Source organism: Leifsonia sp. Leaf264, from assembly GCF_001422325.1.
Classification (GTDB): domain Bacteria; phylum Actinomycetota; class Actinomycetes; order Actinomycetales; family Microbacteriaceae; genus Orlajensenia.
On record NZ_LMMR01000007.1, the window covers coordinates 336914 to 349551 of the forward strand.

The following is a 12638-nucleotide window of genomic DNA, read 5'->3' on the forward strand; positions in this document are numbered from 1 at the left end:
CACACGCACCATGCAGAAGATCGAACGCGACGTCGTCGTGATCGGAGCCGGAGCATCCGGACTCACCGCCGCCAGCGAGCTCCGGAAGGCCGGCCTCACCGTCGCCGTCCTCGAGGCGCGCGACCGCGTCGGTGGCCGCCTCTGGACCGATGACATCGACGGCGCCACGCTCGAGATCGGCGGCCAGTGGGTCTCGCCCGACCAGGACGCGCTGATCGAGACTCTCGAGGACCTCGGGCTCGAGACCTACGAGCGCTATCGCGAGGGGTTGAACGTCTACATCGGCCCGACGGGCGAGAAGCGCACCTTCGAGGGCGAGATCTTCCCCGTCGCCGAGCAGACCGAGCAGGAGATCCTCACGCTCATCGAGAAGCTCGACGCCCTCGTGGCCGAGATCGACCCCGATGCGCCCTGGGCGCATCCGCTCGCCAAGGACCTGGACGAGGTCTCCTTCTCCCGCTGGCTCGAGACGCAGACCGATGATGAAGAAGCGCGCGAGAACATCGGCATGTTCATCGCCGGCGCCATGCTCACCAAGCCGGCGCACGCCTTCTCCGCCCTGCAGGCCCTGCTGATGGCGGCATCCGCCGGCAGCTTCTCCAATCTCGTCGACGCCGACTTCATCCTCGACAAGCGCGTGGTGGGCGGCCTGCAGCAGGTTCCGCTGCTGCTCGCCGAGCGGTTGGGGGACGACGTGCACCTGGACTCCCCGGTGCGCACGCTGCGCTGGGGCGCCGATGGCGTGACGGCCGTCACGGAGAACCTCGAGGTGAGCGCCCGCTTCGCGATCCTCGCCGTGCCGCCCATCCTGATCAGCCGCATCTCCTACGAGCCGCCGCTCCCGCGACGCCAGCAGCAGCTGCACCAGCACCTCTCGATGGGCTTCGTCATCAAGGTGCACGCCGTGTACTCCACGCCGTTCTGGCGCGACAACGGCCTCTCCGGCACAGCCTTCAGCCCCTACGAACTGGTGCACGAGGCCTACGACAACAGCTACCACGGCGACCCGCGCGGCACCCTCGTCGGCTTCGTGGCCGACGAGGCGGCCGACGGCGTCTTCGCGCTCGACGAGGCGGACCGCAAGACCGCCATCCTCGAGTCGCTGTCGCACTACTACGGCGACGAGGCCCTCACCCCCGAGGTGTTCTACCTGAGCGACTGGGGCAGCGAGGAGTGGACCCGCGGCGCCTACGCCGCGAGCTTCGACATGGGCGGACTGGCGCGCTACGGCTCGGACCTGCGCACCCCTGTCGGCCCCATCCACTTCTCCTGCAGCGACCTGGCGGGCAAGGGCTACCAACACGTCGACGGTGCCATCCGCATGGGCATCGAGACCGCAGCGGCAATCGTGGAGCGAGCGGGCGCATGAGCGCCGCGCCCCGCATCGTCGCCGGCTACACGGCCGACGACTCCGGGGCTGACGCGCTGGCCCTGGCCGCACGACTGGCCCGCGCGAGCGGTGCCGTGCTCGAGGTGGTGATGGTGCTGCCCAGCGAGGCCCGCAACGCCTCGGTGCCGACGGATGCCGGATACGAGCGATTCCTCAAGGAGCAGTCGCAGTCCTGGCTCGCCGCCGCATCGCGGCGCCTGGGTGACGGCGTCGAACGCGCGCTGCACATCCGGTACGCGGAGTCCTTCGCCGAGGGGCTGATCCTCGCGGCCCACGAGTTCGGTGCCAGGCTGATCGTCGTCGGGGCGGCCCGTGGCGGGCTGTTCGGCCGCTCCAGGATCGGCTCCGTGGCCGACGAGCTGCTGCACTCCTCCGACGTGCCCGTGGCGCTCGCCCCGGCCGGAGCGCGCGAGACGCCCGTGGACCTCGGCGTCACGCGGGTCACGACGATGATCGGCACCCGCCCCGGAGCTGAAACGCTGCTGGAGGCATCAGTTCGGCTGGCCCGCCAGACCGAGAGCCCGCTGCGCCTGCTCTCGCTGGCGTCGATCGACCTGCCCGCCGGACTCGACGAGCACCTGGCCGCACTCACCGGTAGCGCGCACGCCGACGAGGTCCTCGAGGAGGCCCGCCGCGCCCTCCCCGATGGCATAGCGGCGTCGGCGGCCACGGCGACGGGCTCGAGCATCGAGGATGCCGTGCGCGCCCTCGACTGGGAGCCCGGCGAGATGGTGCTCGTGGGCTCGAGCCGCCTCGCGGCACCACGACACCTCTTCCTCGGTTCGACGGCGGCCAAGATGCTGCGCGAACTCCCAGTACCCATGATCGTGGTGCCTCGCACCACAGCCTGAAAGAGGCAGCAATGACGCACTCCTCAGACCCGAAGGCGCCGCTCACAGCGGCCAGTGCCGCCATCCCCGGCACAGCAGGCAGCGAGACCGTGAAGAAGGGCAAGGGGCTCAGCGCTGGCTCGGTCGGCCTCATCGGCGCCATCGTCATCGGCATCTCGTGCATCGCCCCGGCCTACACCCTGACGGCGGCCCTCGGTCCGACGGTCTCCGAGGTCGGCGTCCAGGTGCCTGCCATCATCCTCGTCGGCTTCATCCCGATGCTGCTGGTGGCGTTCGGCTATCGCGAGCTGAATCGACGGATGCCGGACTCCGGCACCTCGTTCACCTGGGCGACCCGCGCCTTCGGCCCGTGGGTGGGCTGGATGGCCGGCTGGGGGCTGGTCGCCGCGACCATCCTGGTGCTCTCGAACCTCGCCGGCATCGCCGTCGACTTCCTCTTCCTGCTGATCTCGCAGGTGGCCGGAAACCCCGACATCGCCGACCTCGCCGCGAACCCGTTCATCAACGTGGGAACCTGCCTGCTGTTCATGCTCGGCGCGACGCTGATCTCCTACCGCGACATGCAGACCACCCAGAAGCTGCAGTACTGGCTCGTCGGATTCCAGGTGCTGGTGCTCGTGCTGTTCTCCGTCGCCGCCCTGGTGCAGGTGGCGAACGGCAACGCCTTCGACGCGACGCCCATCGAGTTGGCGTGGTTCAACCCGTTCGCCGTGGAGTCGTTCAGCTCCTTCGCCGCCGGCCTCTCGCTCTCGATCTTCATCTTCTGGGGCTGGGACGTCACCCTGACGATGAACGAGGAGACCAAGGGCTCGTCGAAGACGCCGGGCCAGGCCGCCACCATCACCGTCGTCACGATCGTGATCCTCTACCTGCTCATCGCCGTCTCGCTCATCGCCTTCGCCGGCGTCGGCGACGGCGAGTTCGGCCTCGGGAACCCCGACATCCAGGACAACGTCTTCTTCCACCTCGCCGGCCCCATCCTCGGCCCGCTCGCCGTGCTGGTCTCGCTGGCCGTGCTCACCAGTTCGGCGTCGAGCCTGCAGTCCACCTTCGTCTCGCCGGCGCGCACGCTGCTGGCCATGGGCCACTACGGCGCGCTCCCCGAGAAGTTCGCGTCGGTCAGCCCCCGGTTCTTCACCCCCGGCTACGCCACGGTCGTGTCGGCCGTCGTGGCCTCGGTGTTCTACACGGTCATGCGCTTCCTCAGCGAGAACGTGCTCTGGGACACCATCACGGCTCTCGGCATGATGATCTGCTTCTACTACGGCATCACGGCGTTCGCCTGCGTCTGGTTCTTCCGCGACCAGTGGTTCCGTTCGGTGCGCAACGTCTTCTTCACGCTGCTGTTCCCGCTCATCGGCGGCGCCATCCTCGCCGTGCTGTTCTTCACGACGCTCATCGACAGCATGGACCCCGAGTACGGCAGCGGATCCCACGTGTTCGGCATCGGCCTGGTCTTCGTGCTCGGCATGGTCGTCATCCTGAGCGGCGTCGTGATCATGCTGTGGCAGTGGCACAAGCGCCCGGCCTTCTTCCGCGGGGAGACCCTCACGGCGGCGGAGGCCGAGACGGCCGAGGAGCCCGCCGGTCGCTAGCGCCGGGCGCACGGCCGTATCCGCTCGCCACATATGGCCGCTTCCGACGGCGCCGAGCGGCCATAACCGGCGCGGGGGCGGTCGGCGGGCGGCCACAACCGGCGAGCGGACGCCACAGGCACGTCGATCTCGAACGGCCCGGCCCGTCGTGCGCACATCGACGGCCGGGGCGCTGCCTAGACTGACGAGGTGCAGCCAGCCACCGACGTCATCACCCTCCAACATGTCGCCGAACGGGCCGGGGTCTCCCGGGCGACCGCCTCGCTCGCGCTGAGCGGCAAAGGGCGCATGGCCGCGGCGACACGGCAGCGGGTGAAGGATGCCGCCGACGAACTCGACTACGTCGTCAACGTGACTGCGCGCAACCTCCGCAGCTCGCGCTCGGGGGCCGTCGGGCTCTACGTCCCCGACCACACCCTGAGCTTCCGGTACTACATGGACGTCGCGTTCGGTGCCGTCGAGGAGGCGCAGGCCTCAGACCTGCTCGTCACCCTCATGCCGACGGCGTTCGCACCGCGTTCCGGCATCACCGAGCAGCTCGACGGCTTCATCATGATCGATCCGATCGACGACGACCCGATCGTGCGTCGCCTGCTCGCCGGGCGCAGTCCCGTCGTCAGCGGCGAGGATGCGCCGGCGGACGCCGAGGACCCGTACGGCGTGGTCTACGGCGACCACCGTCGCGGCATCCGTCTGCTGCTGGATCATCTCTGGGAGAACGGATGCCGCCGGCCCGCCTGCCTGCTGCCCGACCGTTCCATCGCCTGGGGCCGCGGCATGCAGGACGGCTACAGGCAGTGGTGCGCGGAGAAGGGCGTCGAGGAGCTGATGCTCGTGGGCGACTTCCAGTCGACGACCGAGCAGGTGCGCGGGCTCCTGGACGGGCTGCTGGCCGATCTCGACGGTGTCGACGGGATCATCACGGCACCCGAGGGCACGGCGTTGATCGCCGCCGACGCCATCCGTTCCGCGGGTCTCGAGATCGGTCGCGACCTGTTGCTCGCCAGCTACGTCGACAGCGACTCCCTCGCCCTCACCGAGCCGTCGATCACAGCACTCGATCTGCAGGCCCGCGAGTTCGGGCGGCAGTGCATGCAACTCCTCGCGGACGCCCTCGGACCGGCTTCCCGTCGCGGCGAGCGCGTCGAGGTTGCGATTTCGGTCATCGAGCGCGGCTCCACCCGACGGATTCCGCAGCGCTGACTCGTCGAAGAGTGCGGAATTCGTTGTGCAAAATCGGTTATGCATCACGGAATCAATAGTGCATAATCGATTTACTTCACGTAATCGGTTGATTCTCGTGACGTGCTCGAAACATCTGACTCCTACCGTCGACACCATCGCAATCGCCTATCGAGCCGTCATCACCGATCGAGATATCGCTGACACGAACGACTCGAGCAAGGGAGCTCAGCCATGGAACTCATCGACACATCACCCGCACCGGAGCAGGATGCATCCGTGACCGCATCACCGGACTCGCAGTCCCTGCGCCGGAACGCGCTCGGGACAGGCGGCATCGTCTTCATGGTGATCTCGGCGGCGGCACCGCTGACGATCATCGCCGGAGTGGCGCCGCTCGCCATCCTCATCGGCGGCGTCTCGGCGCCGCTGGCCTACACCGTGGCCGGAATCATCCTGGGCATCTTCGCCATCGCCTTCATGGCCATGACGCGCTACGTGAAGGCGCTCGGCGGTTTCTACACCTACATCACGCAGTCTCTCGGAAAGGCCGTCGGCCTCGGTTCCTCCTTCGTGGCGCTGGTGTCGTACAACGCCCTGCAGATCGGCCTCTACGGCCTCATGGGCACGCAGGGCCACGAGATGCTGAAGAACGAGTTCGGCATCGACGTGCCGTGGTGGGTCATCGCCGGCATCGGAATCGCGGCGGTCTTCCTCGTCGCCTGGCGCGGAATCGACGTCGGAGCGAAGGTGCTCGGCGTGCTGCTCGCCCTCGAGGCCCTCATCCTCGTCGTGCTGGCGGTGGTGATCCTGGCCCAGGGCGGCGCCGATGGCATCACCTTCGGAACCTTCGACGCGGGCAACCTGTTCAACCCCGGCATGTTCGCCATCCTCGGCGTCGGCTTCGCCGCCTTCATGGGCTTCGAGTCCACCGCCCTCTACCGCGAGGAGGCCCGTGATCCGGAGAAGACCATCCCGCGTGCCACCTACATCTCGGTCATCTTCATGGCCGTGTTCTACGGCTTCATCCTGTGGGCGATCATCATCGGTCTCGGGGAGTCGCAGGCCGTCGCGGCCGCCGGGGAAAACCCGGCCGGCCTGGTCTTCGCCGAGGCCGGGCACTACCTCGGCGCCTGGGCCGAGCTCGTGATGTACCTGCTCATCCTCACCAGCGTCTACGCCTCGCAGCTCGCCTTCCACAACGCCATCAACCGGTACACCTTCTCGCTGGCGCGGGACGGCGTGCTGCCGAAGGCCCTGCACCGGGTCGATGCCGCAACAGGATCTCCCGTCGTCTCCGGTCTGGTGCAGACAGTGCTGGCTGTCATCGTGGTCGGCGCGTTCGCCGTCTTCGGCCTCGACCCGTACCTGCAGCTGCTGCTGTGGGTGAACAGTCCCGGTGTGATCGGCATCATCGCGCTCCAGGTGCTCACCTGCGTCGCCGTCGTCGTCTTCTTCGTGCGCAACCGCGAGCTCGCGCGCAAGTGGTACGTGATTCCCGCCGCCATCGTCTCCGGTGTGCTGCAGCTCGGCATCCTCTACGTTCTGTGCTCGTCATTCGACCTGCTCACGGCCGCAGGGCCGGCCGTCAACGCCATCCTCATCGCGATCACTCCGGTCACCTTCCTCGTCGGCATCGTGCTGGCCCTCGTCTGGAAGCGCACGCGGCCCGACGTGTACGCCCGCATCGGCGGGGCGAGCGAGTTCGCGGAGGCGACCCGATGAGCGCCACCTGCGAACTGCTCGTGCTCGGCGGCGCCGTGCTCACGCCCGAGGTGCTCGGGGCAGGAACCGTGTCCGGAGCCGCCGCGGCAGCAGCCGGCTACGTCGCGATCAGCGGCGGCGTCATCGTCGGCGTCGGACCGGCAGCGGATGCCGCCGACTGGAGCGCGGAGCGGATCATCGACCTCGGCGACGCGACGATCGCCTCCGGATTCATCGACGCCCACATCCACCCGATCATGGGGCTCCAGATGACGCGCGGCGTCGACCTGTCCGGCCTCATGGAGTGGGACCAGGTGCGTGCGGCGCTCGCCGAGCACATCAGCGGATGCGACGACCCGTGGGTCTTCGGTTGGGGGCTCGACCCGAACGCGTTCGGCTCCGGAGAGGCCTCCTTCACCCTGTTCGACGGCATCGACTGCGGGCGTCCTGTGTACGTGACGCTGTTCGACGGACACTCGGCCGTCGTCTCACGAGAGGCTCTGCGCATCGCCGGGATCACCGGGCGCGAGATCTTCGCGGATGCCTCGAGCGTGGTCGTCGACTCCCTCGGCGCTCCCACGGGCCTGCTCCTCGAGCTGAGCGCGCAGGCGCTGCTGTGGCCGCACCTGCCCGAGCAGACCTTCGCCGATCGCGTCGATGCGCTCGAGGCGCTGTTCCGCGGCATGGCCGAGTCCGGCCTGGTCGCCGGCCAGATGCTCGACCTCTCGGCTCCGGACTCGTTCGAGCTGTTGGAGGCGGTCGAGGCGCGGGCGGAGCTCGGCATCCGTCTGCGCATCTCGCCCTTCGTCATGCCCGGGTTCACGGATGCCGACCTCGACCAGGTCGTGGATCTGCAGAGCACCGGCGGCCGGCGCTGGCAGGTGAAGGGCGTGAAGCTCATGATCGACGGCACCATCGACAACGGCACTGCATGGCTGTTCGAGCCCGATGCCCGCGGCGAGTCGACCGATTCGCTGTGGCTCGACGAGGGCGAGTACAGGCGCGCCGTGGCGTACCTCCACGATCGCGGCATCCCGACCACCACGCACGCGATCGGCGACAAGGGCATAGCGTTCGTCGCCGAGACGCTGGCGGCCCTGGACGGGAACGGCACGCAGCACCGCATCGAGCACATCGAGACCCTGCCCGACGAGGTGCTCGACACCATCGCGAACGCCGGCATCGCGGCGAGCATGCAGCCGACGCACTGCACGCACTACTCGAAGGCCGATCACAGCGACAACTGGTCGACGCGCCTCGGCGACGAGCGTGCAGACCGCGCCTGGCGCATCGGCGACCTGCGCCGTCGCGGTGTGATCGTGACGCTCGGCTCGGACTGGCCGATCGCCCCGTACGACCCGCGTGCCAGCCTCGGCTCTGCAGTGCTGCGGCGCCCGACGGGCCGCCTCGAGGTCGAGCCCGTGCTGCCTGAGCAGGCGATCTCGGCCGCCGCGGCCGTCGAGGGCTACACCAGCGAGTACTGGCGCTCCGTCGGCGAGGACGGCGGCCGCATCGAGGTCGGGCAGCGCGCAGACCTCACGGTGTTCGCCGACAACCCGTTGACGACGCATCCCGACGTCTTCGCCGAGTCGCCGGTGCTGCTGACCGTGATCGACGGCGAGGTCGTGGTGGACCGGGTGGCGGTGCGCTGAGGACTGCTCCGGCAGGTCCGGCTAGCCGAGCTCGCTGCGCGCCTCACCCTTCGCCGCTTGTGGCCGCTCCCTCTCGTTCGGAGCGGCCACAACCGGCGAGCGGGTGGGACGGGCTCAGCCGCGCGGGCGCGTCGTCCGCCGCAGGATGCCGGCGACGCCAGCGACCAACAGCAGCGCGCCCAGCGCCAGCACCGCGTAGAGCACGAAGGTGCCCGGCGTGAGGGTCTCCAGCCACGTCGAGACGTCGTCGCGACGGGTGACGTCGGTGACGATCCACAGCAGCACCGCCGCGAGCGCGGAGAAGGCGAGGCCCCAGACGACGGCGGCCCAGCGGATGACGGGGCCGGTGGGAGCGGGTGACGTCGTCGAGGGCTCGGGCGTCGGGCTGGCGGCATCCGGAGCAGCGGCATCCGTCACCGGGGTCTGGATGTTCTCGTAGGGCGTCGTAGGGGTGGTGTCTGCGCTCATGGTCGGTTCTCCTCGTGGATGGTGACCTGGATGCCCCCGGTCAGGCCGTGGACTGTGATGACGGCGTCAGGTGCGCCTGTGGTCGTGCCGGATGCACCGCCGACAGTTCCGACGAGATGCATGTCGCCATCGCCGTCGGTCACGCGGCTGAGCTCCTGGCCGTCGGAGTACTCGCCGTTCTCGTCGACGGTCCACACCGACGAGTAGCCGGAGGCGAACTCGGCGTCGATCTTCACCGTGACCCCGTCGTAGACGTCGAGGTAGACGTTGCCGGCTCCCATGGTGATGTCGATCCGCGGGGTACCGTCGACGGCCGCCGTGCTCGCCCCTGCGGTGATGTACGCGGTGCCGGCCGGCAGGAGGTAGCTCTGCGATCCGGTGAGCGGGATGGAGGTGTCGCCCAGCACCATCCGGTCGGTGCGCGGCACCGCCGCTGAGCCGAAGGCCAGCACGAGGGCCGAGATGGTGACGAAGGCGAGGAAGCCGCTGCGCCGGCGCAGGAGACCGGCCACGACCATCGAGAGCGCCGAGACCAGCGCGGCCACGGCGAGCCCGATCGTCACGGCGTAGGCGCTGTTCGTCGCGCTGCCGAGGGCGGCGATGGCTGCGATGGAGCCAGCCACCAGGCCGGCGCCGACAGTCGCCACGATGTAGGCGAAGCTCGTGCGCGGTCGCGTGAGCTTGCGCAGGCGTCTGGCCTCATCTGCACGAGCCGTGAAGGCCGCGGCGCGCGCCTTGTTCTCGGCCGCGAGCCGTGCCCTGGCCTCGCGGCTGGCGTCGGCCTGCGACTGCCGCCACGCCTCGTGGTCGAGGCGCCAGGCCGCGTGCTGCGCCTTCCAGGCCTCGTACTCGTCGGTGCCGGGGTCGACGGCGGTCGGTTGCGCTGGGGCGACCGGCTCGGCCGCGACTGGAGCGGCATCCGTCGTCGTGCTCTGGATCGTGTCAGGGCCGACGGATGCCGCGGCCACGGTCGACGTTGCCGCTCCAGTCGCCGGCACCGCCGTACCCGCAGTCGTCGTGCGCCCTGCAGCCTCGGACTCGTACTGCGCGAACGCGGCTTCCGGAGAGGTCGATGCGTTGACCCGCTCCGAGGTGCGGTTGCGGCGCACCAGCCAGATGATGAGGGCGGTGATGGCGCCGATGAGAGCGACGGTCCAGAGGAACCTGATGGCGTAGACCCACGGGCTGGAGGTCCAGAAGCCGCCGTACTGCACGGCGTCCCAGGTGTCGTCGATGAACGGGTTGCCGCCGAATGCGAACGGGGAGAGGCCGAGCAGCACCAGGATCGCGATGCCGACCAGAGCCTTGTCCCAGACGCCGCGGAGCAGCTGCTCGAGGTGGATGCGCCCAGTGGTGTCGGGCAGCAGCAGCCAGGCGAGGCCGTAGAGGAGGAAGACGGGAACGCCGAACAGGGCGCACACGACGAGCACGCCGCGCACGATGACGGGGTCGATCGAGAGCCTGGCGCTCACGCCGGCCGCCACACCGCCGAGCCAGCCCGGAAGGCGCGGAACGCCGAGCGAGCGCATCCATCCGAAGAAGCCGGTGTCGGGCTCGACGGGCGGGATGCGGCCGGCGGACTCGCCCCCCAGCGATCCGCCGGCCGTGCTCCCCGTCGATGCGGATGCATCCGTGGGGATCGTGGCAGTCGACTCCGCATCCGTCGAGCCGTCTCCGATGTCCGGTGCCGCGGACTCCGAGGGAGCCGATTCGTCTGGTGGGGTCTGTTTCTCTGCCATGACTCGATGGTGCCGCCCCGGCCACTCGGCTCGCTATCAGGTACGACCCTGACCGGACCCTGATTCCTCATGGCCCGCCTCCCGGGGTCGACCGACGCGTGATTGGATTCAGGGGTGTCCACAGCATCCGCCCGCCGTCAGGCCCCGCGCCCCGGGGTGGCTGCGCGCGGGCACGGCCGCCCCTCGGGCGCGCCGGCTCCGGCACTCGACCGCGACCGCGACTGCCAGATCGCCGGCGTCGCCGGGGGATTGGCCAGGCACCTGGGCTGGCCGCCGGTCCTCGTGCGGGCGCTGTTCGTCGTGACGGCGCTCCTGGGTGGCGCCGGTGTGCTGCTCTACCTCTGGCTCTGGGCCTTCACGCCGTGGGCCGAGCCTGCCGGGCCCGACGAGGCGCGCATCACCCGTCGCGCGCCTGTGGCATGGATCCTCATCACGATCGCCCTCGTCGAGGTCGCCATCGCCATCGCCCAGGCCCTCTCCGACGGCGTGGTCGCCGGCGCTCTCGGCATCCTGCCCGGCTGGCTCACCCCCGTCGTCGGAGCCGTCGTGTTCTCGGCCGCGGCCGGTGCGTGGGTGAGCTTCATCGACCGCCGAGACCCCGGGCGCGGCATCCGGACCGAGCGCGCCATCCGCATCGTCGCGACAGCAGCTCTCGCCCTCCTCGCCCTCGTGCTCCTGCTCAGCCCCCGGGCCAACGAGAGCCCGACCCAGGTGGCCGTGGCAGCCCTCGTCGTCGTGCTGGGCATCGGACTCGTCTACGCCCCGTCGCTCGTGACTCTGTGGAACGACCTCACCAGGGAGCGGGTCGCCCGCATCAGGGACGAGCAGCGCAGCGAGATCGCCGCGCACCTGCACGACTCCGTGCTGCAGACTCTCGCCCTCATCCAGAACCGGGCCGGCGCGTCGAGCGAGGCCGGTCGACTGGCCAGGGCGCAGGAGCGCGAGCTGCGCAGCTGGCTGTTCGAGGGTGACTCCCCGGCCGACAGCGACCTCGCCACGGACCTGCGCGACTTCGCCTCGGCGCTCGAGCTCGACTACTCGGTGCGCATCGAGGTCGTCGCCGTCGGGTCATCCACCGAGCGGGCGAGCGGCGAGCTGGCCGCGGCCGCCCGTGAGGCCATGCTGAACGCCGCCAGGCACGCCGGCGGCGACGTCTCGGTCTACATCGAGGGATCGGCGACCGCCGTCGACGTCTTCGTCAGGGACCGCGGACCGGGGTTCGACCCCGCATCCGTCGCCTCCGACCGTCTCGGCGTTCGCGAGTCGATCATCGGGCGGATGCGTCGGGCCGGCGGTCGCGGGACGGTGTCCGCCGGCGCCGGCGGCGTGGGCACCGAGGTGCACCTGCGCTTCGAGACCGGGGAGGCGTCCCGTGGCTGAGCCGATCACCGTGGTCGTCGTCGACGACCACTCCATCTTCCGCTCGGGACTGCGAGCAGACCTCGACGAGTCGGTTCTCGTGGTCGGGGAGGCCGATGACGTCGACTCGGCCATCGCCGTGATCACGGCGATGGCCCCCACGGTCGTCCTCCTCGATGTGCACCTGCCCGGAGGAGCCGATGCCGCATCCTCCGGCGGCGCCGAGGTGATCCGTCGCACCGCAGCCCTCGTTCCCGGTACCCGCTTCCTGGCGCTGAGCGTCTCCGACTCGGCCGAGGACGTCGTGGGCGTCATCCGCGCCGGCGCCCGCGGCTACATCACGAAGGGCAGCTCCGGATCCGACGTCAGCCGTGCCGTCCACGCCGTCGCCGGCGGCGACGCCGTGTTCTCCCCGCGGCTGGCCGGCTTCGTGCTCGACGCCTTCGGGGCGGCCGGAGGCGAGATCGCGTCGACGGATGAGGAGCTCGATCGCCTGTCGGCGCGCGAGCAGGAGGTGATGCGCCTCATCGCCCGCGGCTACGCCTACAAGGAGGTGGCGGCGACCCTGTTCATCTCGACGAAGACGGTCGAGACCCACGTCTCCTCGGTGCTGCGGAAGCTCCAGCTGTCGTCGCGGCACGAGCTGACGGCCTGGGCGACGGCGCGCAAGCTGCTGTAGGGGCGCTGTTGGCGTTGCT

The 12638-nt window shown here is 69.8% G+C and carries 10 protein-coding genes; 8 read left to right on the forward strand and 2 right to left on the reverse strand.

Features of this window, described 5'->3' with window-relative positions:
• Nucleotides 1-10: 10 nt before the first annotated feature.
• The 6 genes from ASF30_RS17335 to ASF30_RS17360 all read left to right on the forward strand — a co-directional run bounded on the left by ASF30_RS17335 (nucleotide 11) and on the right by ASF30_RS17360 (nucleotide 8374).
• Nucleotides 11-1369, forward strand: coding sequence for a flavin monoamine oxidase family protein (locus ASF30_RS17335; RefSeq protein ID WP_055909583.1), 1359 nt, complete (start codon nucleotides 11-13; stop codon nucleotides 1367-1369).
• Nucleotides 1366-2241, forward strand: coding sequence for a universal stress protein (locus ASF30_RS17340; protein ID WP_055909585.1), 876 nt, complete (start codon nucleotides 1366-1368; stop codon nucleotides 2239-2241). The genes ASF30_RS17335 and ASF30_RS17340 overlap by 4 nt, the downstream gene beginning before the upstream one ends.
• Nucleotides 2242-2252: 11 nt before the next feature.
• Nucleotides 2253-3836 (forward strand): APC family permease, encoded by a 1584-nt coding sequence (locus ASF30_RS17345; RefSeq protein WP_082468008.1) that lies wholly within the window; start codon nucleotides 2253-2255, stop codon nucleotides 3834-3836.
• Nucleotides 3837-4025: 189 nt separating this feature from the next.
• Nucleotides 4026-5039, forward strand: coding sequence for a LacI family DNA-binding transcriptional regulator (locus tag ASF30_RS17350; RefSeq protein ID WP_055909588.1), 1014 nt, complete (start codon nucleotides 4026-4028; stop codon nucleotides 5037-5039).
• A gap of 213 nt (nucleotides 5040-5252) precedes the next feature.
• Nucleotides 5253-6743, forward strand: coding sequence for an APC family permease (locus tag ASF30_RS17355; RefSeq protein ID WP_055909591.1), 1491 nt, complete (start codon nucleotides 5253-5255; stop codon nucleotides 6741-6743).
• The gene (locus ASF30_RS17360) at nucleotides 6740-8374 is read left to right on the forward strand and encodes an amidohydrolase (RefSeq protein WP_055909594.1); all 1635 of its coding nucleotides are present in this window, start codon (nucleotides 6740-6742) and stop codon (nucleotides 8372-8374) included. The genes ASF30_RS17355 and ASF30_RS17360 overlap by 4 nt, the downstream gene beginning before the upstream one ends.
• 114 nt (nucleotides 8375-8488) lie before the next feature.
• Here ASF30_RS17360 and ASF30_RS17365 read toward each other — a convergent pair whose 3' ends face one another.
• Nucleotides 8489-8842 (reverse strand): hypothetical protein, encoded by a 354-nt coding sequence (locus ASF30_RS17365; RefSeq protein WP_055909596.1) that lies wholly within the window; start codon nucleotides 8840-8842, stop codon nucleotides 8489-8491.
• Entirely contained in the window at nucleotides 8839-10581 is a 1743-nt protein-coding gene (locus ASF30_RS17370) for a PspC domain-containing protein (RefSeq protein WP_055909599.1), read from the reverse strand. Before ASF30_RS17370 ends, ASF30_RS17365 begins: the two co-directional genes overlap by 4 nt.
• 114 nt (nucleotides 10582-10695) lie before the next feature.
• On the opposite strand from ASF30_RS17370, the gene ASF30_RS17375 reads away from it, so the two are divergent.
• Nucleotides 10696-11961, forward strand: a complete 1266-nt coding sequence (locus ASF30_RS17375) for an ATP-binding protein (protein WP_235480377.1) — start codon at nucleotides 10696-10698, stop codon at nucleotides 11959-11961.
• Nucleotides 11954-12619 (forward strand): LuxR C-terminal-related transcriptional regulator, encoded by a 666-nt coding sequence (locus ASF30_RS17380; RefSeq protein ID WP_055909602.1) that lies wholly within the window; start codon nucleotides 11954-11956, stop codon nucleotides 12617-12619. Before ASF30_RS17375 ends, ASF30_RS17380 begins: the two co-directional genes overlap by 8 nt.
• The last annotated feature ends 19 nt before the right edge of the window (nucleotides 12620-12638 follow it).